The organism is Anoxybacteroides tepidamans, assembly GCF_014201465.1.
Lineage (GTDB): Bacteria > Bacillota > Bacilli > Bacillales > Anoxybacillaceae > Anoxybacteroides > Anoxybacteroides tepidamans.
Window position 1 is genome coordinate 88,965 of sequence record NZ_JACHEP010000006.1, and the last position, 25,225, is coordinate 114,189.

General features: G+C 43.3%; 24 protein-coding genes and 1 other annotated feature. Of the genes, 23 read left to right on the forward strand and 1 reads right to left on the reverse strand.

Annotated elements, in window-relative coordinates; genetic code table 11:
- Positions 1 to 17: 17 nt before the first annotated feature.
- Together pyk and HNQ34_RS07840 are read left to right on the forward strand one after the other, a co-directional pair.
- Positions 18 to 1,778, forward strand: coding sequence for a pyruvate kinase (gene pyk, locus HNQ34_RS07835; RefSeq protein WP_183253302.1), 1,761 nt, complete (start codon positions 18 to 20; stop codon positions 1,776 to 1,778).
- A 61-nt stretch (positions 1,779 to 1,839) separates the two neighbouring features.
- The gene (locus HNQ34_RS07840; protein ID WP_183253304.1) at positions 1,840 to 2,226 is read left to right on the forward strand and encodes an FxsA family protein; all 387 of its coding nucleotides are present in this window, start codon (positions 1,840 to 1,842) and stop codon (positions 2,224 to 2,226) included.
- A gap of 229 nt (positions 2,227 to 2,455) precedes the next feature.
- On the opposite strand, the gene ytvI is transcribed toward HNQ34_RS07840, so the two are convergent.
- The gene (gene ytvI / locus HNQ34_RS07845) at positions 2,456 to 3,571 is read right to left on the reverse strand and encodes a sporulation integral membrane protein YtvI (protein WP_183253306.1); all 1,116 of its coding nucleotides are present in this window, start codon (positions 3,569 to 3,571) and stop codon (positions 2,456 to 2,458) included.
- A 100-nt stretch (positions 3,572 to 3,671) separates the two neighbouring features.
- Between ytvI and HNQ34_RS07850 the strand changes: the two genes are divergently transcribed.
- The 21 genes from HNQ34_RS07850 (at position 3,672) to rplT (ending at position 25,211) form a co-directional block, all read left to right on the forward strand.
- Complete coding sequence (locus HNQ34_RS07850) at positions 3,672 to 4,127, forward strand: DUF441 domain-containing protein (protein WP_183253308.1); 456 nt, start codon at positions 3,672 to 3,674, stop codon at positions 4,125 to 4,127.
- 286 nt (positions 4,128 to 4,413) lie between these two features.
- Positions 4,414 to 5,532: a citrate synthase gene (gene citZ / locus HNQ34_RS07855; RefSeq protein WP_183253309.1), complete on the forward strand. Its 1,119-nt coding sequence runs from the start codon at positions 4,414 to 4,416 to the stop codon at positions 5,530 to 5,532.
- A 123-nt stretch (positions 5,533 to 5,655) separates the two neighbouring features.
- Positions 5,656 to 6,930: an NADP-dependent isocitrate dehydrogenase gene (gene icd, locus HNQ34_RS07860; protein ID WP_183253311.1), complete on the forward strand. Its 1,275-nt coding sequence runs from the start codon at positions 5,656 to 5,658 to the stop codon at positions 6,928 to 6,930.
- 22 nt (positions 6,931 to 6,952) lie between these two features.
- Complete coding sequence (mdh, locus tag HNQ34_RS07865) at positions 6,953 to 7,891, forward strand: malate dehydrogenase (RefSeq protein ID WP_183253313.1); 939 nt, start codon at positions 6,953 to 6,955, stop codon at positions 7,889 to 7,891.
- 83 nt (positions 7,892 to 7,974) lie between these two features.
- Entirely contained in the window at positions 7,975 to 8,445 is a 471-nt protein-coding gene (locus HNQ34_RS07870) for a MaoC family dehydratase (RefSeq protein ID WP_183253315.1), read from the forward strand.
- Between the two features lie 86 nt (positions 8,446 to 8,531).
- Positions 8,532 to 9,245, forward strand: coding sequence for a response regulator transcription factor (locus HNQ34_RS07875; protein ID WP_183253317.1), 714 nt, complete (start codon positions 8,532 to 8,534; stop codon positions 9,243 to 9,245).
- The gene (pnpS, locus tag HNQ34_RS07880) at positions 9,238 to 10,986 is read left to right on the forward strand and encodes a two-component system histidine kinase PnpS (RefSeq protein ID WP_183253319.1); all 1,749 of its coding nucleotides are present in this window, start codon (positions 9,238 to 9,240) and stop codon (positions 10,984 to 10,986) included. Before HNQ34_RS07875 ends, pnpS begins: the two co-directional genes overlap by 8 nt.
- Before the next feature lie 190 nt (positions 10,987 to 11,176).
- The gene (gene polA / locus HNQ34_RS07885) at positions 11,177 to 13,810 is read left to right on the forward strand and encodes a DNA polymerase I (RefSeq protein WP_183253321.1); all 2,634 of its coding nucleotides are present in this window, start codon (positions 11,177 to 11,179) and stop codon (positions 13,808 to 13,810) included.
- 15 nt (positions 13,811 to 13,825) lie between these two features.
- A complete protein-coding gene (gene mutM / locus HNQ34_RS07890; protein ID WP_183253322.1) occupies positions 13,826 to 14,650 on the forward strand; it encodes a DNA-formamidopyrimidine glycosylase in 825 nt (274 codons plus the stop codon).
- A 19-nt stretch (positions 14,651 to 14,669) separates the two neighbouring features.
- Entirely contained in the window at positions 14,670 to 15,269 is a 600-nt protein-coding gene (coaE, locus tag HNQ34_RS07895) for a dephospho-CoA kinase (protein ID WP_183253324.1), read from the forward strand.
- A 121-nt stretch (positions 15,270 to 15,390) separates the two neighbouring features.
- The gene (locus HNQ34_RS07900) at positions 15,391 to 16,419 is read left to right on the forward strand and encodes a glyceraldehyde-3-phosphate dehydrogenase (protein ID WP_183253326.1); all 1,029 of its coding nucleotides are present in this window, start codon (positions 15,391 to 15,393) and stop codon (positions 16,417 to 16,419) included.
- A 247-nt stretch (positions 16,420 to 16,666) separates the two neighbouring features.
- Positions 16,667 to 17,041, forward strand: a complete 375-nt coding sequence (gene speD, locus HNQ34_RS07905) for an adenosylmethionine decarboxylase (RefSeq protein ID WP_183253328.1) — start codon at positions 16,667 to 16,669, stop codon at positions 17,039 to 17,041.
- 111 nt (positions 17,042 to 17,152) lie between these two features.
- Positions 17,153 to 17,551, forward strand: coding sequence for a cytosolic protein (locus HNQ34_RS07910; RefSeq protein ID WP_183253330.1), 399 nt, complete (start codon positions 17,153 to 17,155; stop codon positions 17,549 to 17,551).
- A gap of 32 nt (positions 17,552 to 17,583) precedes the next feature.
- Positions 17,584 to 18,045 (forward strand): transcriptional regulator NrdR, encoded by a 462-nt coding sequence (gene nrdR / locus HNQ34_RS07915; RefSeq protein WP_183253332.1) that lies wholly within the window; start codon positions 17,584 to 17,586, stop codon positions 18,043 to 18,045.
- A gap of 60 nt (positions 18,046 to 18,105) precedes the next feature.
- Complete coding sequence (locus tag HNQ34_RS07920) at positions 18,106 to 19,494, forward strand: replication initiation and membrane attachment family protein (RefSeq protein WP_183253334.1); 1,389 nt, start codon at positions 18,106 to 18,108, stop codon at positions 19,492 to 19,494.
- Between the two features lie 19 nt (positions 19,495 to 19,513).
- The gene (dnaI, locus tag HNQ34_RS07925) at positions 19,514 to 20,452 is read left to right on the forward strand and encodes a primosomal protein DnaI (RefSeq protein ID WP_183253336.1); all 939 of its coding nucleotides are present in this window, start codon (positions 19,514 to 19,516) and stop codon (positions 20,450 to 20,452) included.
- 120 nt (positions 20,453 to 20,572) lie between these two features.
- Positions 20,573 to 21,439 (forward strand): putative sporulation protein YtxC, encoded by an 867-nt coding sequence (gene ytxC, locus HNQ34_RS07930; protein ID WP_183253338.1) that lies wholly within the window; start codon positions 20,573 to 20,575, stop codon positions 21,437 to 21,439.
- Between the two features lie 350 nt (positions 21,440 to 21,789).
- Positions 21,790 to 23,721, forward strand: a complete 1,932-nt coding sequence (thrS, locus tag HNQ34_RS07935) for a threonine--tRNA ligase (protein ID WP_183253340.1) — start codon at positions 21,790 to 21,792, stop codon at positions 23,719 to 23,721.
- A 166-nt stretch (positions 23,722 to 23,887) separates the two neighbouring features.
- Positions 23,888 to 24,029, forward strand: a sequence feature (ribosomal protein L20 leader region).
- Positions 24,030 to 24,057: 28 nt separating this feature from the next.
- The gene (gene infC / locus HNQ34_RS07940) at positions 24,058 to 24,603 is read left to right on the forward strand and encodes a translation initiation factor IF-3 (protein WP_183253375.1); all 546 of its coding nucleotides are present in this window, start codon (positions 24,058 to 24,060) and stop codon (positions 24,601 to 24,603) included.
- A 22-nt stretch (positions 24,604 to 24,625) separates the two neighbouring features.
- Positions 24,626 to 24,826, forward strand: a complete 201-nt coding sequence (gene rpmI / locus HNQ34_RS07945) for a 50S ribosomal protein L35 (RefSeq protein WP_066327566.1) — start codon at positions 24,626 to 24,628, stop codon at positions 24,824 to 24,826.
- Between the two features lie 25 nt (positions 24,827 to 24,851).
- Positions 24,852 to 25,211: a 50S ribosomal protein L20 gene (gene rplT / locus HNQ34_RS07950; protein WP_183253342.1), complete on the forward strand. Its 360-nt coding sequence runs from the start codon at positions 24,852 to 24,854 to the stop codon at positions 25,209 to 25,211.
- The last annotated feature ends 14 nt before the right edge of the window (positions 25,212 to 25,225 follow it).

A 25,225-nucleotide genomic window follows, 5' to 3' on the forward strand; every position in this document is an offset into this window, starting at 1 on the left:
AAGGAAGAAGGGAGAATATGCGAAAAACGAAAATTGTTTGTACGATTGGTCCCGCAAGCGAAAGCGTCGAAAAGCTCGTGGAGCTAATCGAAGCGGGCATGAATGTAGCGCGCTTAAACTTCTCGCACGGCGATTATGCTGAGCACGGTCAACGCATAAAAAACATTCGTGAGGCAGCGAAGCGGACAAGGAAAACGGTTGCGATCCTTCTTGATACGAAAGGACCGGAAATTCGTACACATAATATGGAAAATGGAGCGATTGAATTAAAAGAAGGATCGCAAGTAGTGATCTCCATGGATGAAATGCTCGGTACGCCAGAAAAATTTTCGGTTACGTACGAAGGTTTGATTGACGATGTTACACCAGGTGCGAAAATTCTTCTCGACGACGGCTTAATTGGACTAGAAGTATTATCTGTGAATAAACAAACGAGAGAAATTGTGACGAAAGTTTTAAACAGCGGTGTGTTAAAAAATAAAAAAGGAGTAAACGTGCCAGGTGTGCGTGTTAACTTGCCGGGCATTACTGAGAAAGACCGTCAAGATATTTTATTTGGTATTGAACAAGGAGTAGATTTTATCGCTGCTTCTTTTGTTCGCCGTGCATCCGATGTGCTCGAAATTCGCGAGTTGCTAGAAGCGAATGATGCGCTCGATATTAAAATTATTCCGAAAATTGAAAACCAAGAAGGTGTCGACAATATCAATGAAATTTTGGAAGTAGCGGACGGATTGATGGTGGCACGCGGCGATTTAGGTGTTGAAATTCCGGCGGAAGAAGTGCCTCTCGTACAAAAAGAGCTCATTAAAAAGTGCAATGCGCTCGGGAAACCGGTCATTACAGCGACGCAAATGTTAGATTCAATGCAGCGTAACCCGCGTCCGACGAGAGCGGAAGCAAGCGATGTAGCGAACGCAATTTTCGACGGAACCGATGCGATTATGCTGTCAGGGGAAACGGCAGCAGGTCTTTATCCGGTCGAAGCAGTAAAAACGATGCATCGCATTGCGTTGCGCACAGAACAAGCGCTACAATATCGCGATTTGCTAGCACAACGTACAAAGCAAAGTAGAACAACGATTACGGATGCGATCGGTCAATCGGTTGCTCATACAGCTTTAAATCTCGATGTCGCGGCGATTGTCACACCGACTGTAAGCGGACAAACGGCGCGCATGATTTCAAAATATCGGCCAAAAGCACCAATTGTCGCTGTAACATCGAGCGACGCTGTATCGCGGAAGTTAGTGCTCGTATGGGGGGTATATCCGCAAGTTGCTCTGCAAGTAAACTCAACAGACGAAATGCTTGACATTGCAGTAGAAGCAGCCGTGAAATCAGGCATTGTCAAACATGGTGACTTAGTGGTCATCACAGCGGGTGTTCCAGTTGGTGAAACAGGATCGACAAACTTAATGAAGGTTCATGTCGTTGGTGATATTATTGCCAAAGGACAAGGAATCGGTCGCAAATCAGCTTTTGGTAAAGTAGTCATTGCGAAAACGGTAGAAGAAGCGCTTAACAAAATGACAGAAGGCGGCATTCTCGTCACATATAGCACAGATGCGGATATGATGAAAGCGCTAGAAAAAGCGGCAGCGATCATTACGGAAGAAGGCGGATTGACGAGCCATGCCGCTGTTGTCGGTTTAAGCCTTGGCATTCCGGTTATTGTTGGAGTGCCAAATGCGACATCCGTTTTAAAAGACGGACAAGAAATTACGGTTGATGCGGGATTTGGCGCGATTTATCAAGGACATGCAAGCGTGTTATAAGATATAATAAAACAGGGAAGATCCTTCTCTGTTTTATTTTTTTGAGGAAGGGTGAAGCAATATGCGAATCATTGTAGCACTTTTTATCATTATTCCAGTGATTGAAATCGTTTTATTTGTTCTGTCCGGTCAATTGATCGGTGTTTGGCCGACGGTTGCTCTCATCGTTGCAACGGGAGTTTTAGGAGCGTGGCTTTCAAAGCGGCAAGGGCTAGCCGTCATACAAGAAGCAAAGCGTGAGTTCATGTATGGTCGACTTCCGAGCGGTGCGATATTGGATGGGATTTGTGTGTTAGTCGGCGGCGTTCTTTTATTAACGCCGGGGTTTCTCACTGATATTATGGGGCTTTTTTTACTTCTTCCAACGACAAGGACTCTTATCAAACCAATTCTTGCCCGATGGTTGAAATCTTTGTTTGAAACAAAAACATTTTTCTATAAAAGATAGAACCCTTCTTAATGATGAAAGAAGGGCTTGTTTATTAATGATTCAGTAAATTTTGAATCGCCATCCAGCCTATCTAGCTTATAGGCGGCATCGGCACGAATCGCTCCACCCTGCATTGCGGATGGGACTTGTACGATCTTCGCGGAGCTAGGATGGCGACATTTTGCCGCTTTCCGCAGGACGTGGGCTGCCTGTAGGTGAAATTGGGGAGTTGAGCTTTTCGCTTTTCTTACGTCGACGGTTTTCCGGTAATAAAATTCCAGAGATCATGAAAGACGTTGGCGCTATGCAATGCCCGAATGATGACGAGAAGCACCGGACCGGCAATTAAACCGAGAAAACCGAGGAGTTTGAACCCGACAAATAGAGAGATTAATGTAGCGAGCGGATCAAGACCGATCGAGGACGAAAGAACTTTAGGTTCCATAATTTGCCTCTGAACGAGCACCACGATGTATAAAATCCCTAATCCAATCGCAAACGGTACGTCTCCGCTAACAGCGGCGTATATAATCCAAGGAACAAAGACAATTCCTGTTCCTAAATACGGCAAAATATCAACGATGCCAATAATGAGCGCGATCGTAATCGCATAGTCGACGCGCAAAATCAACAGTCCAATCAACACAATGACGGTCGTAATGGAAATGAGCGTTGCTTGCGCTTTTATAAAACCGAACAGCGCTCGTTTTAAATTGATAAATACGGTGCGTCCGCTTTTTTGCACTTTGTTTGGCAAAAAATGTTGAATCGCACTACTTAATCGGTACCAGTCTTTGCTGATGAAAAAAGTAGCTAGCAGTGAAAAGATGATGACAGTTGCTGCGTTTGGTAGCCAACTAAGCAACTTCGGGATGTTTTGCAGCAACCCTTGAATAAATTGCCCGACCGTTGTAGCTATTTTCGTTCCGACTGCTTGAATGTTGCTCATAATCGTATCTTGTTGGCTCACATCTAAATTTTTAAATAAAGCAGCCCAATCGTTGTAAAGCGGAATGATTTGGCTAGCAAAAAAGTCTTCGATATAAACAATGAGATTTTGAAAATGGCTCGGTACCACTTCCGCTAAATATTGCGTGCCTGAAACAATTTCAGCGATCAGCAACGTGACCAAGCCTGCCAAAATTGCAAATAATAAAACTAACACAATGATAACGGCTAATGGTCTTGGTATTTTTTTCTTTTCTAAGTAGTTCACAAAAGGATTGATAAAAAAAGCAGTAAAAAGCGCGATAATAAACGGATATGTAACCGTTGCGGTATAATAAATGGCGATAGCGCCGAGCGTGACGGCTGCGATAACGAAAAGAAAACGAAGCGTGCTATGTAAATATTGATGGGACAAAATTTCACCTCCAAATTTTATCCATAGTATAATACTACATTATTATATACGTTTATGAAAAGAAGAAGGTTTCAATTTTTATTGGAAAGGAAGACAAAACTTGAATGAACCCATTTTATTTTTGCTTATTTTGCTGGTGACGGGTATAATCGCGAAAAACCAATCGCTAATTATTGCTGTTTCGATTTTGTTATCCATTAAAATAATCGGTTTAGAAGAAAAGTGGCTTCCAGCGATTCAAGCTAAAGGAATTCATTGGGGGGTCACGATTATCACGATCGCTGTACTGACGCCAATTGCTACAGGTGAGATCGGCTTTAAGCAGCTCGTGGCATCACTGCAGTCGTTTTCGGCTTGGGTCGCGCTTCTATCAGGGGTGCTCGTCGCTTTGGTAGCAAGAGGGGGAATAACGTTATTATCGGCGGATCCCCATATAACGGCTGCTCTTGTGCTTGGAACAATTATTGCCGTTTCATTGTTCCATGGCGTTGCGGTCGGTCCGCTCATTGGGGCGGGAATTGCGTATATGGTTATAAAAATGATAGAATATTTATGAAAATCATTTTTTTATGATAATATTGACAAAGAATGAGCGGTTTTGATTCACAAAAGTCAGATAATTGTTTATAATATAGACAAGCGCCCTTTTCTTTGTCTACGCCATATTTGGATGATATTCGTATTGTCGCGCATCAATGAACGGGTGACAATACGAATACAATATAAAATGTAAGCATTTTCTTTTTTGGTTTTTATTCTATCATTTCGAGCAAGCGCTCGCTCTCACATCATGAAGCACATAATGGGAGAAGGGGAATTTTTAGAGAAAAGGAGAGATGTCTATGACAGTAACACGCGGTCTTGAAGGGGTTGTTGCAACGACTTCCAGCATTAGTTCCATCATCGATGACACATTAACGTACGTTGGCTATGATATTGACGATTTAGCCGAAAATGCTACATTTGAAGAGGTTGTTTACCTGCTTTGGCATCGCGCGCTTCCAACGAAAGAGCAGCTGGAAGAATTGAAAAAGCAGCTAGCCGAAAATGCAGCGATTCCAAACGAAATTATTGAACATTTCAAATTGTATCCGATCGACAAAGTGCATCCGATGGCGGCATTGCGCACGGCGATTTCTTTGTTAGGATTGTACGATGAAGAAGCCGACGTCATGGATTCGGAAGCAAACTATCGCAAGGCGATTCGCTTGCAGGCAAAAATTCCGACGATCGTCACAGCGTTCTCACGCATTCGAAAAGGATTGGAGCCGATTACACCGCGCCAAGATTTGAGCTTTGCCGCTAACTTCTTGTATATGCTAACAGGAAACGAACCGAATGAAATTGCTGTTGAAGCGTTTGATAAAGCACTCGTATTGCATGCAGATCATGAGCTGAACGCATCGACATTTACAGCGCGTGTCTGTGTGGCGACATTGTCTGATATTTATTCCGGCATTACAGCGGCAATCGGTGCCCTAAAAGGTCCGCTTCATGGCGGTGCAAACGAAGCAGTTATGAAAATGCTTACAGAAATCGGCACTGTTGAGAACGCCGAGCCGTATGTTCGCAAAAAGCTTGAAAACAAAGAGAAAATTATGGGATTTGGCCACCGTGTTTACCGCAAAGGCGATCCGCGTGCAAAACATTTGAAAAAAATGTCAGAAAAATTAACGAAACTTGTTGGTGAGCCGCATTGGTATGAAATGTCAACGAAAATTGAAGACATCGTCACTTCGACGAAAGCATTGCCGCCAAACGTTGATTTTTATTCTGCGTCTGTGTATCATTGTTTAGGAATTGACCATGATTTGTTTACGCCGATTTTTGCTGTGAGCCGCATGTCAGGATGGCTTGCGCACATTTTAGAACAATATGAGAACAACCGTCTCATCCGCCCGCGCGCTGAGTACACAGGACCAGCGAAACGGGCTTATGTGCCGATTGAACAAAGAGGATAGAAAAAGGGAGAATCGTTGGTCCTAGGGGTCGGGGACCGAAGCTACGCAGCGATGGGAACAAAGGGCGGGAGGATGCTCGCATTTTCTCGCCCTTCACATTAAATACATTGGAGGTTGTTACAAGTGGTTCAAGGTGAAAAAATTACAGTCACAAACGGCGTGCTAAACGTGCCAAACAATCCGATTATTCCTTTCATTGAAGGGGATGGGACAGGCCCTGATATTTGGGCGGCAGCATCCCGTGTGCTAGAAGCAGCGGTTGAAAAAGCGTACAAAGGCGAAAAGAAAATTGTGTGGAAAGAAGTTCTTGCCGGCGAAAAAGCATACAAGCTGACAGGAGAATGGTTGCCACAAGAAACGCTTGATGTCATTCGTGAATACATAATTGCGATTAAAGGCCCGCTTACAACGCCGGTAGGTGGTGGAATTCGCTCGTTAAACGTAGCGCTTCGCCAAGAATTAGATTTATTCGTTTGTTTGCGTCCCGTTCGTTATTTTAAAGGCGTACCTTCTCCAGTAAAGCGTCCTGAAGATACAGATATGGTCATTTTCCGCGAAAACACGGAAGACATTTATGCCGGCATCGAATATGCAAAGGGGACACCAGAAGTCAAAAAAGTGATTGATTTCTTGCAAAACGAAATGGGCGTCCGCAAAATCCGCTTCCCAGAAACGTCGGGAATCGGCATTAAACCTATTTCGGAGGAGGGGACGAAACGCCTCGTGCGGGCAGCGATTAATTATGCGATCGAGCATGGCCGCAAATCGGTAACGCTCGTACATAAAGGAAATATTATGAAGTTTACGGAAGGCGCGTTCAAAAACTGGGGCTATGAGTTAGCAGAACAAGAGTTTGGCGATAAAGTGTTCACTTGGGCGGAATATGACCGCATTGTTGAAGCGGAAGGAAAAGAAGCGGCAAACAAAGCGCAAGCGGAAGCGGAAGCTGCAGGAAAAATCATCATTAAAGATGCGATTGCCGATATTTTCTTGCAGCAAATTTTGACGCGTCCGCGCGAGTTTGATGTTGTCGCAACGATGAACTTGAACGGTGACTACATCTCGGATGCTTTAGCAGCACAAGTAGGCGGCATTGGCATCGCTCCTGGTGCGAACATTAACTACGAAACAGGGCATGCGATTTTTGAAGCGACTCACGGTACGGCGCCGAAGTATGCGGGACTGGATAAAGTGAACCCGTCATCGGTCATTTTATCGGGCGTGATGATGTTTGAACATCTTGGTTGGAACGAAGCAGCGAAATTGATCATCGATTCAATGGAAAAAACGATTGCGTCGAAAGTGGTTACGTATGACTTTGCTCGTCTCATGGAAGGCGCAACAGAAGTGAAATGTTCGGAGTTTGCTGATGCGTTAATTCGCAATATGGGGGAATGAAACAAAAAAGGGGATGGGAAAAATGACGATGAAACGAAAAAAAATATCAGTGATTGGTGCTGGCTTTACCGGTGCGACAACAGCGTTCATTTTAGCACAAAAAGAGCTCGGAGATGTCGTGCTCGTTGATATTCCGCAATTAGAGAACCCGACAAAAGGAAAAGCGTTGGATATGCTTGAATCAAGCCCTGTATTGGGATTTGATGCAAACATTATCGGCACATCCGACTATGCGGATACGGCTGATTCCGACATCGTTGTCATCACGGCAGGGATTGCGCGCAAACCGGGAATGAGCCGCGATGACCTTGTGACAACGAACCAAAAGATTATGAAGGCCGTCACAAAAGAAATCGTTAAATATTCGCCGAATTGCTATATTATCGTGTTGACAAACCCGGTCGATGCGATGACGTATACCGTTTATAAAGAGTCAGGATTCCCGAAAAACCGCGTCATTGGTCAATCGGGCGTGCTTGATACGGCACGTTTCCGTACATTTGTTGCTCAGGAATTAAATCTTTCGGTGAAAGACATTACCGGCTTCGTGTTAGGCGGACACGGCGATGATATGGTGCCGCTCGTACGCTACTCTTATGCAGGCGGCATTCCGCTTGAAACGTTAATTCCGAAAGAGCGTTTAGATGCGATTGTGGAACGTACGCGCAAAGGTGGCGGCGAAATCGTGAACTTGCTTGGCAACGGCAGTGCTTACTATGCGCCAGCAGCTTCGCTTGTCGAAATGGTTGAAGCGATCATTAAAGATCAACGCCGCGTGCTGCCGGCGATCGCTTACCTTGAAGGTGAATACGGATATGAAGGCATTTACTTAGGCGTACCGACAATTTTAGGCGGCAACGGTATCGAAAAAGTAATCGAGCTTGAACTTACGGAAGAAGAAAAAGCGGCGCTTGCGAAATCCGTCGAATCCGTAAAAAATGTCATGAAAGTATTAGAATAAAGTGTGGACAAACATTCGGGGCATTCCCGAATGTTTGTTTCTATACATAATGAAAACGCTTTCGAAACAAAGGGGTGTAAGCGATGTTAAAAAAGCGAAAGCTCGGGAGAAATATATCAGAAATCACGGTCGGGGAAAAATTAGTCATTAACGCGAAAATTGAAGATAAAGACTTATTGCTGTATCTCGGATTAACCGATGATGCGAATCCGCTATACATCCAGCACGACTACGCTTCACAAACACCGTTGAAAAAGCCGATTGTTCCTGCGATTATGTTGACAGGAATGATCACGTCCGCCATTTCGAAATATTTGCCGGGTCCGGGAAGCCATATTAAAAGGCATGATATTCATTTTCTTAAGCCTGTCTATCATTATGAACAGCTGCAATTTTGGTTTGAAGTCAAAGGGGTAGATATAGAAGATCATTCGATTACGATTGCGGTCGAAGCGTTGCGCGACGAGAAAGAAAAAGTGCTCGAAGGAACGTTGATGGTCTGCCCTCCACACGCGATATCAACGCTCGATAGCCGGTTTTTAGAAAATTTTTAATGGTATGGGCTGTCTCCTTAAGAGGCAGTCTTTTTTTGTGGTATGGTATAATGAAAAAAGAGATTTTATGAAATATGGAGGAGAATATGAGCAAAAAAGTGTTAGTAGTAGATGATGAACCGTCCATTGTGACGCTGTTACAGTACAATTTGGAACAAGCAGGGTTTGAAGTCATTACGGCGAATGATGGAGAAGAAGGGATGAAAAAAGCGATTCGCGAGCAGCCGGACTTGATGATTCTCGATTTAATGTTGCCGAAAATGGACGGCATCGAAGTATGCAAGCAATTACGGCTGCAAAAAATGATGACACCGATTTTAATGTTAACGGCAAAAGATGACGAATTTGACAAAGTACTCGGCTTGGAACTTGGCGCTGATGATTATATGACAAAGCCATTTAGCCCGCGGGAAGTGTTAGCGCGCATCAAAGCCATTTTGCGGCGCATTCAGTCACAACCTGTACAAGAGGAAAAAGAAGAACATAGCAAGATTGTTATCGGTGATTTAGAAATTTTCCCCGATCATTATGAAGCGTATTTTAATGGAGAACGGCTTGAATTAACGCCGAAAGAATTTGAACTTCTTGTCTACTTAGCCAAACATAAGGGACGTGTACTGACGCGCGATCAATTGTTAAGCGCTGTATGGAACTACGACTTTGCCGGTGACACGCGCATTGTCGATGTGCACATCAGTCATTTGCGTGAGAAAATTGAACAAAATACAAAAAAACCATTATATATTAAAACCATTCGCGGATTAGGCTATAAGCTTGAGGAGCCAAAAAACGATGACTAGTTTCCGTTCACGGCTTTTGTTTGCGCTTGTTTCTTTAATCGTGACTGTGCTCATTTGCCTCGGGATATTGTTAGGGCAATTATTTAAAGATTTTTATTTAGAAACGATGAATAAGCGCATTGAAAAAGAGGCGAAAATGATCGCTCTTTTACTTGAGAGGGAGACGGTTGATGCGGTTCGCCCGCAAATCACCGACATGAGCGAAACGCTGTCATCACGCATCACCGTGCTTGATCACCAAGAGCGGACATTGTTAGATACGGGGCGTATCGCGAATATTAGCGATGATGCGCATGAACAAATCGTGCGCGATATTTTGCATAGCAAAAAAACGAATAATCTTTCAATTATCGAAGAAAAGAAGGATGTGTATTATTATATTGTTCCGTTTTCACAGCACGGAAAAGATGTAGGATACGTGATTTTAAGCACCCCTGTCAATTCGTTAAAGAAGATTAACCAGCAAATTTGGGGTGTGCTTGTTAGCAGTTTAGGAACAGCGTTAGTTGTCATTATTTTGTTGGGGCTCAAAATTGCGGATCAATATATGAAACCGATTGAAGCGGCGACAAAGGTAGCTTTTGAACTGGCGAGAGGAAATTATAAAGCGCGGGTATATGAAACACCTAGTGATGAAACAGGAATGCTTAGCCATTCGATTAACATTTTGGCCCGCAATTTGCAGGAAATGAGCAAAATACAAGAAATGCAAACGGATCGCTTGCATACGCTTATTGAAAATGTCGGCAGCGGCTTAATTTTGATCGACAGCCGCGGCTATATTAACTTGGTGAATCGGGCATACAAGGAAATTTTTCATATCCGTCCTGCTGATTATTTGCACCGGCTGTATACAGAGGCGTTTGTTCATAAAGAGATCGTCAAGCTTGTCGACGAAATTTTTATGAAAGAAACAAAAGTCCGAAAGCAGCTCGTCTTGACGGTGGATATTGAACGGAAACATTTTGAAGTATACGGTGCCCCCATTATCGGTACAAACGATGAATGGAAAGGAATTGTTCTCGTTTTCCATGACATTACCGAACTGAAAAAACTTGAGCAAATGCGAAAAGATTTTGTGGCGAATGTATCGCACGAATTGAAAACGCCGATCACGTCGATTAAAGGATTCGCCGAAACGTTATTAGATGGAGCAATGAAAGATGAGCGGGCATTGGAACATTTTTTATCAATCATTTTGAAAGAAAGCGAGCGGCTGCAAAGTTTAATTCAAGATTTGCTAGATTTATCGAAAATGGAGCAGCAAGGATTCCAATTGCACATTGAAAATGTCAATATGACACAACTTCTTGAAGAGCTGATCGTCATGTTTAATGGAAAGGCTGAAGAAAAAAATATTGAATTGCAATTGAATGCTTCGAAGCCAGTATATGTTGCAGGAGATAGCAACCGGCTCAAGCAAATATTTATTAATTTAATTACAAACGCTCTTACGTATACGCCAAAAGATGGAAGTGTAGAAGTTCACGTCGAAGAACAAAGCGATGAAGTGCTCGTTCATGTCAAAGATACAGGAATCGGCATTGAAGCAAAGGAAATTCCGCGCATTTTTGAGCGGTTTTATCGTGTCGATAAGGCGAGAAGCCGCAATTCTGGCGGAACGGGATTGGGTCTTGCCATCGTCAAACATTTAGTTGAAGCCCATCACGGCTACATTACTGTCAAAAGCCGAGTTGGAAAAGGGACGACATTTACCGTTCATTTTCCGAAAGAAGGGTAGATTTACAAAATGTTAACATCCCCTTTACGCTTCATTCATAAACGTTTGTTACGATAAGTAGTGAAAAACCCCTTCATCCAAGGAGCCAACCCTTGAAAAGACGAGAACGAAAAAATGTTCTCGTCTTTTTTTCATTAATGTTACTAGCCGTGATACAATAAAGGTAAGATGATTGAAGGAGGGACAATATTTGAAGAAAAAATTGGTGCTGGTCGACGGCAACAGCATTGCTTACCGGGCGTTTTTCGCCTTGCCGCTTTTACATAACGACAAAGGGGTTCATACGAACGCAATTTACGGATTTACGATGATGTTAATGAAAATTTTAGCCGAAGAGCAGCCGACGCATATGTTGGTGGCATTTGATGCTGGGAAAACGACGTTTCGGCATGAGACGTTCGAAGAATATAAAGGAGGAAGACAAAAAACCCCGCCGGAATTGTCGGAACAATTTCCGTTATTGCGCAAGCTGCTAGAGGCGTATCAAATTCGTTCATATGAACTGGATAACTATGAAGCGGATGATATTATCGGTACGCTATGCGCCGAAGCGGAAAAAGAAGGGTTTGAAGTGAAAGTCATCTCAGGAGACCGCGATTTAACGCAACTTGCTTCGGAATATGTGACGGTCGATATTACGAAAAAAGGAATTACCGATGTCGAGTCATATACGCCTCAGACGATACTAGAAAAATATGGGCTAACGCCAAAACAAATCATCGATTTAAAAGGATTGATGGGAGATGCATCCGACAACATTCCGGGAGTGCCGGGGGTTGGTGAAAAAACGGCGTTAAAGCTATTAAAAGAATTTGGAACGGTCGAGCAGATCCTTGAATCACTTGAAAAAGTAAACGGAAAAAAAGTAAAAGAAAACCTCGAACAACATCGCGATCTAGCTCTTATCAGTAAGCAGTTAGCGACGATTTTGCGTGACGCACCGCTTGACATTACATTGGAAGATACGAAATATGAAGGATACGATCTCGACAAGGTGACCGCTCTGTTTAAAGAGCTTGGGTTTAACTCGCTGCTAGGAAAAATTGCTGCAAAAGAACAGGAAGAAGAAACGGCCGATTTAGCGACGATTCAATATGCTATTGTCCGGGAAATCACCGATTCGATGCTGACAGACGAAGCGTCCCTTGTGGTTGAAGTGCTTGAAGCGAACTATCATAAAGCTCCGATCGTTGGATTTGCGCTCGCGAATAAAAAAGGGAACTTTTTTATTCCGACGGATGTCGCGTTATCCTCTTCACTTTTTAAACAATGGCTTGAAGATGAGCGGAAGAAAAAAAGCGTATTCGATGCCAAACGAGCGATCGTTGCTTTAAAATGGCGAGGGGTCGAGATGAAAGGAATCGATTTTGATTTGCTCATCGCCTCATACCTTTTAAATCCATCGCAATCGACGGAAGATATTGCTTCCGTTGCAAAAACGAAGCAATATACGAACGTGCAACCTGACGAAGCGGTTTACGGCAAAGGAGCAAAACAAAAAGTGCCGGATGAACAGACGCTGGCAGAACATCTTGTCCGGAAAGCGATAGCGATTCGCGCTTTAAAGCAAGAATTCATTGCGGATTTAAAAGAAAATGAGCAATATTCATTGTTTACCGAATTAGAATTGCCGCTGACCGTCATTTTAGCAGAAATGGAATTTATTGGGGTAAAAGTAGATGTTCAACGGCTCAATGACATGGGAAAAGAGCTTCATGAACAGTTAAAAGCGCTCGAACAAGAAATTTACCAATTAGCAGGACAGGAATTTAATATTAATTCTCCGAAACAATTAGGCGTCATTTTATTTGAAAAGCTGCAATTGCCGGCTATGAAAAAAACGAAAACGGGCTATTCGACATCGGCGGATGTGTTAGAGAAACTTGCGCCGCATCACGAAATTGTCGAGAAAATTTTACATTATCGCCAACTTGGCAAACTGCAATCGACATATGTGGAAGGGTTGCTGAAAGTCACGCATCCCGATACGAACAAAGTTCATACAATTTTCAATCAAGCGTTAACGCAAACAGGGAGATTAAGCTCGACAGAACCGAATTTGCAAAATATTCCGATTCGCTTGGAAGAAGGCCGGAAAATTCGTCAAGCGTTCGTTCCATCCGAGCCGGATTGGGTCATTTTTGCGGCCGATTACTCGCAAATTGAATTGCGCGTTCTGGCGCATATTGCCAATGACGAAAACTTAATCGAAGCGTTCCGCAACGATTTAGACATTCATACGAAAACGGCGATGGATATTTTTCACGTCAGCGCGGAAGAAGTGACGCCGCAAATGCGCCGCCAAGCAAAAGCGGTGAACTTTGGCATTGTGTACGGCATTAGCGATTACGGCTTATCGCAAAACTTGAACATTTCCCGCAAAGAAGCGGCACAATTTATTGGGCGGTACTTTGCCAGCTTTCCAGGTGTCAAACAATATATGGAAGATATCGTGCAACAAGCGAAACAAAAAGGATATGTGACGACGCTTTTACATCGCCGCCGTTACCTTCCGGATATTACAAGCCGCAATTTCAATTTGCGCAGCTTTGCGGAACGAACGGCGATGAATACGCCGATTCAAGGAAGCGCCGCCGATATTATCAAAAAGGCGATGATCGATTTAGCAGATCGGTTGAAAAAGGAACAGCTGCAAGCGCGCATTTTATTGCAAGTGCACGATGAGTTGATTTTAGAAACGCCAAAAGCGGAAGTTGAGCGGCTCACAAAGATCGTTCCAGAAGTGATGGAAAACGCCATCGAGCTACGCGTGCCGCTTAAGGTGGATTATCATTTCGGATCGACATGGTATGACGCAAAGTAAAGGAAGGGATTGACAATGCCAGAATTGCCAGAGGTCGAAACCGTCAGACGGATGCTCATTCCATTAACCGTCGGCAAAACGATTCAAGATATAAAAGTATTTTGGCCGAATATTATCAAACGACCGGACGATGTAGCCATGTTTGCAGAGATGTTAAAAGGACAGAGCATCCGTACGGTCGAACGTCGTGGGAAATTTTTGAAATTTGTTTTAACAGAACATGTTCTCATTTCCCATTTGCGCATGGAGGGGCGCTATCTTTTGCAAACAACTGGTATGCCAGTTGAACCGCATACACATGTTATTTTTCAATTTACGGATGGAACAGAATTGCGGTATCGTGATGTGCGGAAATTTGGCACGATGCACGTGTTTCGAATAGGTGAGGAAGACGAGCATCTTCCCTTATCACAATTAGGTCCAGAGCCGTTTTCACCATCGTTCACACCTGAATTGTTGATGACCAAACTTCAAAAAACGAATCGAAAAATAAAAAATGTGCTTCTTGATCAAACCGTTGTCGCCGGAATTGGCAACATTTACGCCGATGAAGTATTGTTTCGTGCGAAAGTCCATCCGGAACGCATTGCTTCCTCGATAAAAACGGAAGAAGTTGAGCGTCTTCATCAGGAAATAATTGTTACATTACAAGAAGCGGTCGAAAAAGGGGGCAGCACCGTCCGAACGTATGTGAATACGCAAGGAGAAGCAGGAACATTTCAACTGCAATTGTTTGTCTATGGCCGCAAAGGAGAGCCGTGCAAACGATGCGGCCATCCTGTGCAAAAAATCACGGTCGCTGGCCGCGGCACTCATTATTGCGAACAGTGCCAACAGTAAAGGCAAGGAGGGAGAGGAAATGGCGCTGACGATCGGCTTAACGGGCGGGATTGCGAGCGGAAAAAGCACAGTGGCGCACATGCTAAGGGAACTTCGTATTCCTGTTATTGATGCAGATGTCATAGCTCGGGAAGTCGTAGAGATTGGGGAAGAAGCGTACGGGCAAATTATCGAAACGTTTGGAAACGGCATTCTTCAAGAAAACGGCGCAATCGACCGCGCGAGGCTAGGAGCGATCGTTTTTCATGATGAAGAAAAACGGAAGCAACTGAACGCTATCGTTCATCCAGCTGTTCGAAAAAAAATGATGGCACAAAAAGAAGCATATATCAAAAGCGGTGAAGAGACGGTCGTTCTTGATATTCCGCTTTTACTTGAAAGCAAGCTCACCCATCTTGTCGACAAAATTATGGTCGTATATGTGGACGAATCCGTTCAGTTAGAGCGACTGATGAAGCGGAATGGATTTTCTCGGGAAGAGGCAATTGCTCGAATTCGCTCACAAATGCCGTTATCAGAAAAAATCGCTTATGCCGATGCTGTCATTGATAATAATGGAACGATCGAAAAAACGCGAGAGCAACTACTGCATATTTTAACAACATGGAGCGTCCTATAAAATAGGACGTCTTTTTTTATTTTTCGTATGATTTTCTCTACACAAATCACTAAAATATGTTATACTAATTATACGGAAATGAGATTATTAGTATAACATATATTTGAGAGGAGAAAATTTAATGAAAGCGAAAGTAGCGATTAATGGGTTTGGACGAATTGGGCGAATGGTGTTCCGAAATGCCATTGATGCACAAAACTTAGAGATCGTTGCAGTGAATGCGAGCTATCCGGCGGAAACGTTGGCTCATTTAATAAAATATGATTCCAATCATGGAAAATTCGATGGAGAAGTCGTAGCGCTTGAAGACGGGCTGCTTGTGAACGGAAAAAAAGTAAAACTATTGAATTCACGCGATCCGAAAGAACTTCCATGGAAGGAGTTGGGCATTGACATTGTCATTGAAGCGACCGGAAAATTTAATTCGAAAGAAAAAGCGAGCCTTCATTTAGAGGGGGGAGCAAAACGGGTGATTTTAACGGCGCCGGGCAAAAATGAAGATGTGACGATCGTGATGGGGGTCAATGAAGACATGCTCGACGTTGACCAACATTTCATCATTTCGAACGCTTCCTGCACAACGAACTGTTTAGCGCCGGTCGTCAAAGTGTTAGATGAAGCGTTTGGCATTGAAAACGGACTCATGACAACTGTTCATGCGTATACAAATGACCAAAAAAATATCGACAATCCGCACAAAGACTTGCGCCGTGCCCGTTCTTGCGCGCAATCGATTATCCCGACGACAACGGGAGCAGCGAAAGCATTATCGTTAGTGTTGCCGCACTTAAAAGGGAAATTGCACGGAATGGCGCTTCGCGTTCCGACGCCAAATGTATCACTAGTTGATTTAGTCGTTGACCTTAAGAGAAACGTAACGGTCGAAGAAGTAAATGAAGCGTTTATTCGTGCGGCGAATGGTCCGTTAAAAGGCATTCTCGATTTTACAACCGAACCGCTCGTTTCGATTGATTTTAATACAAATCCGCATTCGGCGATTATTGACGGTCTCTCAACGATGGTGATGGAAGGACGAAAAGTGAAAGTGCTCGCTTGGTACGATAACGAATGGGGCTATTCTTGCCGCGTCGTCGATTTAGCGAACTTAGTTGCTAACAAAATGATAGAAAAAATGAAAGTAAATGCATAATTTCTAAAAAGCGCTGATCAAAGGTCAGCGTTTTTCTCATTTTAGAAAAAAATCAAAAAGTGTATTGCAAAAAAAAAATAAACAAAGTATACTATGTTTCGTGAACTTCTTACACGCACGGTAATGTGACTACTTAAAGGGTTAGGACCTCTTTGGACTAACTTTCCCCCGTGGTAGTTATACATGCCATTATGCAAAAGAAATTCATGTTTATTTTTTGGAAAATTTGTTAAAGGGGGATTTTTTGATGGACACAATGGGTCGTCACGTTATCTCAGAATTATGGGGATGCGATTTTGATAAGCTGAATGACATGGAATTTATTGAAAAAACATTTGTTGATGCAGCCTTGAAATCTGGCGCGGAAATTCGGGAAGTGGCATTCCATAAGTTTGCGCCGCAAGGAGTAAGTGGAGTCGTCATTATTTCTGAATCGCATTTAACGATTCACAGCTTTCCAGAACATGGATATGCTAGCATTGACGTTTATACTTGTGGAAATTTAGATCCAACGATTGCAGCGGATTACATCGCTGAAGCGTTAGGGGCGCAAACGCGCGAAACGATTGAACTTCCGCGCGGAATGGGTCCGATTGAATTGAAAAATGTAAAAGCTCTGTAAATCATGAAAACAAAAAGAGGTGTCGAGCACACCTCTTTTTTTGTATTGTACATATGTAGGCAACAGATGGTATCATAATAATTAAAGAAATGGAGTAAGGAGCGGCAGAAAATGAGCGTTTGGAGCAAATTAAAATACGCATTGATGAATCATTGTGAAACAAGAGAAAACCATGAAGACGAGCAATTGCGGAGCCGCTATTATAAAACAACGAATGCCAATGCTGTAAAGGTCGTGAAAGAACTGATTGAATCTTCCCCTGATTACGAATTGTTATCCGTTTCCGAAGAACGGGGAGAGTTTAGCGTCACGACACGACGTGGAAAAAAGGCGTTCATTGTCATTACGGTCATTTCCGTTCGTCCATTTGAAACCGCGATTGACTTTTCCGTCACGACCGATACAAACGTATTACCGTTCGATTTTGGCTGGAGCCGCTGCGTCATTTTGGATTTGTACGAAAAACTGGACAAGCGCTTGCCGTATATCGGTTCTGGAATCAATGGATAAACCGACGACTATGAAAAAACGGAGTGGTTTTTATGAAATGTCCATCTTGCCATCATAACGGTACGAGGGTGCTTGATTCGCGCCCTGTCGATGAAGGGCGTTCGATTCGCCGCAGAAGAGAATGCGAACAATGCCATTATCGGTTCACTACGTTTGAAAAAGTGGAAGAAATGCCGTTGATTGTTGTGAAAAAAGAAGGGACGCGGGAAGAGTTTAGTCAGGAAAAAATATTACGCGGGCTGATTAAAGCATGTGAAAAACGGCCGGTCGCGCTCGAACAGCTTGAACAAATCACGCAAGAAATTGAAAGGGAATTGCGCAATCGTGGAGTCGCCGAAGTCAAAAGCGAAACGATCGGCGAAATGGTCATGGAGCGGCTCTCAAAAGTCGACGAAGTGGCGTACGTCCGCTTTGCGTCAGTTTATCGGCAATTTAAAGATTTAAATGTGTTTATCGAAGAATTGAAAGAACTGATTAAAAAGGAACAGCGTTAAAGGGCTTACTCGGTTATACGGACAAGCCCTTTTTTTAGTCTATTGAGGAAGGTCGATAGCATGGAACATCATTGGAAAGAACTGATTCCTGTTGATCGTTATATCGTGCGGGGCAACGGGATTTTACACGATTTTGATCGAAAAGTCGTCACGCTGTTATACCAGCCGTTAATCGGTTCCCGTGCATTCAGCTTATATATGACGCTATGGGGGGAACTCGACCAACAGTTTTTAGGCGATGAAACAACGCATCATAGTTTAATGGCCATTATGCAATGCAGCTTAAAAGACATTTATGATGAGCGTCTGAAGCTAGAAGGGATTGGGTTGTTGAAAACGTACGTCAACAATGCACAAGATCCAAAATTGTTTGTTTACGAATTGCAGCCGCCGCTCACGCCGGAACAATTTTTCAACGATGGCGTGCTGAACGTGTTTCTTTATAATCAGGTCGGCCGGACGAAATTTCATAAATTAAAACAATTTTTCTCGGTTCCATCAATCGATACGAGCCGATTTTCCTCGATTACGCGGTCATTTAACGATGTTTTTCACTCCGTTCATCCGGAACAGATGGTCGCGGTTATGAACGATGAAACGAAAAATGATTTACGCGTCACAGAAGACAGCGAATATATCGGACGAAGCAAGGAAACGTATGTGCTTGATGATGAAGTGTTTGATTTTGAGTTGTTTTTTGCAGGGCTATCTAAGCAGATGGTGCCGAAGCGGGCGGTTACGGCGAAAGTGCGGGAAGCGATTAAAAAGCTAGCATTTTTATATGGCATTAGCCCGTTAGATATGCAAAAAATTGTGATGAGCGTCATTGACCCTGCCGAGAATATTGATATCGAATCATTAAGAAAAGCAGCCCGCGACTGGTATCAGTTTGAGCGCGGCGAGGAACTTCCAAGCTTGAGTACGCGCGTTCAGCCGCTTTCTTACCGGACGATGACGAATGCGGAGCCGAAAACGAAAGAAGAGCAGCTGATCAAACAGCTCGAAACGATTTCCCCACGCCAGCTGTTAATCGAGATTTCCGGCGGTGCGGAACCTTCGATGAGCGATTTGCAATTAATTGAAGAAGTAATGTTTCAGCAAAAACTGCTGCCGGGTGTCGTCAATGTGTTGATTTATTACGTCATGCTGCGGACCGATATGAAGCTGTCGAAAGCCTATGTCGAGAAAATCGCCAGCCATTGGGCGCGAAAAAAAATCCGCACTGTCAAAGAGGCAATGGAGTTAGCGAAAAAAGAAGTGAAAAAATATCAAAGCTGGGCAAATGAAAAAGAAAAAAAACCGGCGAAGAAAGTTATTCGCAAAGAAATGTTGCCTGATTGGCTCAATATGGATTATAGTCAAAAAGAAACGGATACAAATGAAGAAGTCGACGTTGAAAAGAAACGCCGCGAACTGGAAGAGCGGCTAAAAAAATACAAAAATGAGTAAATAGTAGGATGTGGGAACGATGGAACATATGAACCAACTGCTCAGCCGTCTGCTCCACCGAAAAGACTTTCAACAGCGCTATGAACAATTAAAAAACGAAATTCTCTCGCATCGAGAAGTACAGGCATTTTTGCGCAAGCATGAAGAAAAAATCACGAATGCGGTGTTAGATCGCAGCTTGGTGAAGCTATACGAATTCATTCAGCAAACGAAAAACTGTGAGCGTTGTCCAAGTTTAGATGAATGTCAAAATTTATTGAAAGGGTACCATCCGCGCCTTATATTGCAAGGGAATGCGATTGACGTTCAATATGATCGATGCCCAACTAAAATGAAGCACGACGAACGAAAACGGCAAGAAGCGTTGATTCAAAGCTTATTTGTACCTAGGGAAATTTTGCAAGCCTCTTTATCCGATGTGGATCTCATTGATGAAGGGCGAATGAAGGCGATTGAGCTCGCGGAGCAGTTTGTCTCGAGCTATGAACCGGGAAAAAAAATGAAAGGACTTTATTTATACGGTTCGTTTGGCGTTGGAAAAACGTACATTATTGGTGCGATTGCCAATGCGCTTGCGAAAAAAAATATTTCTTCTCTCATTGTGTACGTGCCGGAGTTTTTCCGTGAGTTAAAAAGCTCGTTGCATGATCAAACGATCAACGAAAAGCTGGAATATGTGAAAAAGGTGCCGGTTTTAATGCTGGATGATATCGGTGCGGAGTCGATGTCAAGCTGGGTGCGCGATGATTTATTAGGTCCGATTTTGCAATACCGAATGCTTGAGAATTTACCGACTTTTTTTACATCGAATTTCGACTTGCAGCAACTTGCCCACCATCTCACTTATTCGCAGCGCGGTGAAGAAGAACAAATGAAGGCGGCACGCATTATGGAGCGCATCCGTTATTTGGCTCAGCCGGTGGAGATAAAAGGAAGAAACCGCCGTCTTGATGCGTAATCGAAGAAACGAAGCGGGACAGTCTTTTTTGCCAGCTGTCCCCTCTCTTTTTCTGCTTCTAAATAAACTTGTCCTCCCATATATATAGAACAAGCATTCACTGATAAAGGGGGGACAACATTGATCGAAATTTATTTTGAACAGATCAACGATGCAGAAAAATTTGCCCATCTCTTGAACGAGATCGCCGATCCGTTCTTTTGCTGCGAGCATAACGGCGATTGTCTCGTCACCATTTACATACACGAACAGGCCGATTATGTCATTTCAGCGTGCATAGCACCAGCCATTAAAAAATTTATTCTTCGCTTTGTCGAAGATCGATTACTACTATCGATCATTTCTGGCACGTTTTATTTTAAAGACAAAGAAGAACAACAACAAATTTTACAGCTTGCCCATTCGTTTCTTGAAGGAGAACGGTATGATTATCGAAAAGGAAAGCAGCCAGTGGGTTCGCGCGAAACCCTCATTATGAATGCAGTTGTGTCATTTTTAAAAGACGGTCTTTCCTTTTCGATTGGATCGTTTGTGACGTTTCGGTTAAAAGCGTATATCGAACGGCTTCATCATTATGTCGAACTTGCCATCGATGAATATAAATTGGAACAGGAATATCAAAATTTTGTGCAAATGTTGCGTGACTATGTGGCAGAGCGTGAGGCGAACTGGCCGGTTGTTCATCTCGTTCATCGTTCGCCGGATTTTCTTTTTTTTGATGAACAATTTCGCCAAGTTACGAATCAGGAACTGAAACAATGGATTGATCGAAATTTGAGCGTAAGCCAGCCGATGTACATCGATTCCTCTGTGTTGGCACCGCTTGTATCGATCGCTCCTCACACGATTTATTTATATACGGAACATGCGGATGACGGAATGGTTCAAACGATTCAAAATGTATTTCAAGAACGGCTTCGTTTTTGTCAATTGAGTGATTTTGCAAAATATGAAACGATTGCGTCAATGGGGGAACCATCGACTTGATTTTTCTTATTTCTCATTTTATAATTACGTACATAATCGAGATATAGGAAAAAGTGATGAAGAGGACATGGGTGTATTTTTACGGTTTCCAGAGAGGGAAGGCATCGGCTGGAACCTTCCTAACACGAAAAATGCACTTACCGCCTCGGAACTTCAGCTGTAAAAAATGGAGCCATCTCCGTTGAGTAATGGCTGACGGAAAGAGCGCCGTTATGCTATTCGAGCCATCGCTATTCAGCTATTGGTCGCTTTTTTATATGGCGGTGGGAAGAAGGGTGGAACCACGAAATCAACTCGTCCCTTGTTTTTAGGGGCGAGTTTTTTATTTTAACAAAAAAAGGAGTGAAAAAATGGAAGAAGTAGTCAAAATCTCATTTCCTGATGGAGCCGTCAAGGAGTTTTCAAAAGGGGTTACAACTGAAGAAATTGCTACCTCAATAAGCCCTGGTTTGAAGAAAAAGGCGATTGCTGGAAAACTAAACGATAAATTGCTTGATTTGCGTACCCCGATTTATGTGGACGGTGCGATTTCAATTATTACGCCGGACATGCCGGAAGCGTTGGAAATTTTGCGCCATAGTACGGCTCATTTGATGGCGCAGGCGATTAAACGTCTATATAAAAATGTCAAGCTTGGCGTCGGTCCGGTTATTGAAAACGGCTTTTACTATGACATTGACATGGAAGAGTCGTTAACGCCGGAAGATCTTCCGAAAATCGAAAAGGAAATGCGAAAAATTGTAAAAGAAAACTTAGAAATTGTCCGGAAAGAAGTAAGCCGTGAAGAAGCGATTCGCCGTTATGAAGAAATCGGCGACAACCTAAAAATTGAATTAATTCACGATATTCCGGAAGGAGAAGTCGTTTCCATTTATGAGCAAGGTGAATTTTTTGACCTTTGCCGCGGCGTCCACGTTCCGTCAACAGGAAAAATTAAAGAGTTTAAGCTGTTGAATATTGCGGGGGCGTATTGGCGCGGGGACAGCAAAAATAAAATGTTGCAGCGCATTTACGGCACAGCGTTTTTTACAAAAGAAGAGCTTGACGAATACCTCCGTCTATTGCAAGAAGCGAAAGAACGCGACCATCGCAAGCTAGGAAAAGAGCTTGACTTGTTTACAACTTCGCAAAAAGTGGGACAAGGATTGCCGCTTTGGCTGCCAAAAGGGGCGACGATTCGCCGCACAATTGAACGATACATCGTCGACAAAGAACTTGAGCTTGGTTATCAACATGTATATACGCCGGTGCTTGGAAGCGTCGAGCTATATAAAACGTCCGGCCACTGGGATCATTATAAAGACGGCATGTTCCCACCGATGGAAATGGATAACGAGCAACTTGTGCTTCGTCCGATGAACTGCCCGCACCATATGATGATTTACAAAAACAAAATTCATAGCTACCGTGAGCTACCGATTCGTATTGCCGAGCTTGGAACGATGCACCGCTATGAAATGTCAGGCGCGTTGACAGGGTTGCAGCGTGTGCGCGGAATGACATTGAACGACGCTCATATTTTCGTCCGTCCAGACCAAATTAAAGAAGAGTTTAAGCGCGTCGTCAACTTAATTCTTGAAGTGTATAAAGATTTCGGCTTAGACGAATATTCGTTCCGTCTTTCTTATCGCGACCCGCACGATAAAGAAAAGTATTATGACGATGACGCGATGTGGGAAAAAGCGCAAACAATGTTGCGCGAAGCAATGGATGAGCTAGGGCTTGACTATTATGAAGCGGAAGGCGAAGCGGCATTTTACGGACCGAAGTTAGACGTGCAAGTGCGCACAGCGCTCGGAAAAGACGAAACGTTGTCAACGGTTCAGCTCGATTTCTTATTGCCAGAACGCTTTGACTTAACATATATCGGCGAAGATGGAAAGCCGCATCGTCCGGTTGTCATTCACCGCGGCGTTGTATCGACGATGGAGCGGTTTGTGGCGTTCCTCATCGAAGAATATAAAGGAGCGTTCCCGACGTGGCTTGCTCCAGTACAAGTGGAAGTGATCCCTGTTTCACCGGCCGTTCACGCCGATTATGCATATAAAGTGAAAGAGGCGCTTCAGTCGCAAGGATTCCGCGTCGAAGTCGATGAACGCGACGAGAAAATCGGTTATAAAATTCGAGAGGCGCAAATGCAAAAAATTCCTTATATGTTGGTCGTCGGCGACAATGAAATAAAAGATCAGACAGTCAATGTCCGTAAATATGGGGAACAAAAAAGTGAAACGATGGCGCTTGAGGCGTTTATCACTGCATTAAAAGCGGAAGTGCGCCGTTAAAAACGCTGCGGAGGAAAACTCCGCAGCGTTTTTTAAAAAAAAATATTGCTAAACATAAAAACATTAGATATAATGAGAAACGTTGCACCGAAGTTAGCAATAAACAAATATTGACATGCTGCTTCCAATATGGTATACTACATAAGTCGAATAGAATACTTGTTTGTGACATAAGCAGAAGCACCCGCTTCTCACCTAGCTGACGCACGATTGGCTGTTGGCAGGTTGTTACGGTTCGTCTTTTTCGTCTTTATAGATTCGGGCGTAATCAACGTGGGTGTCGTATGCATCCACGTTTTTTTATTCAAAAGGGTGCGAAAAAAAAACAAACAAGTCATTCGGAAAAAACCTTGGAGGTGGCTAGTTATTAGCAAAGATTTTATCATTAACGAAGGCATTCGTGCACGCGAAGTTCGTTTAATCGATCCAAACGGCGAACAATTAGGCATTAAGTCGAAACAAGAGGCGCTCGAAATCGCCGCAAGACTCAATCTTGACTTAGTCATGGTGGCGCCAAACGCAAAACCGCCGGTATGCCGCATTATGGATTACGGCAAATTCCGTTTCGAGCAGCAAAAGAAAGAAAAAGAAGCGCGCAAAAAACAAAAAGTCATCAACGTCAAAGAAGTGCGGTTAAGCCCAACGATCGAGGAGCACGACTTCAATACGAAGCTCCGCAACGCACGCAAGTTCCTTGAAAAAGGAGATAAAGTGAAAGCGACGATTCGCTTCAAAGGAAGGGCGATTACGCATAAAGAAATCGGCCAACGCGTATTAGACCGTTTTTCTGAAGCTTGCGCCGATATTAGCATCATTGAATCGGCACCAAAAATGGACGGTCGCAGCATGTTTTTAGTGTTAGCGCCGAAAAACGATAAATAATCGAACGAGGAGGATACACCTTATGCCAAAAATGAAAACACATAAAGGCTCTGCAAAGCGTTTTAAAAAGACGGGCACTGGTAAGTTAAAACGTTCTCATGCATTTACTAGCCATTTATTCGCAAACAAAACGCAAAAACAAAAACGAAAACTTCGTAAAGCAACGCTTGTATCTTCTGGAGACTTCAAACGCATTCGTCAATTGCTTGACAACGTAAAATAATGATTATTCGTAGGAGGGAATATACATGCCACGTGTAAAAGGCGGAACAGTAACGCGCAGACGTCGTAAAAAAATTCTTAAACTTGCAAAAGGCTATTTCGGTTCTAAACATCGTTTATATAGAGTCGCGAACCAACAAGTAATGAAATCGTTAATGTACGCATATCGCGACCGTCGTCAACGGAAACGCGATTTCCGCAAACTTTGGATTACGCGTATTAATGCAGCAGCGCGCATGAACGGTCTTTCTTACAGCCGTTTAATGCACGGCTTAAAGCTTGCGGGTGTGGAAGTAAACCGTAAAATGCTTGCGGATTTAGCGGTAAACGATGCAGCCGCATTCGCGCAGCTTGCGGACATTGCAAAAGCAAACTTAAATAAATAAGCCAAACGGCCATT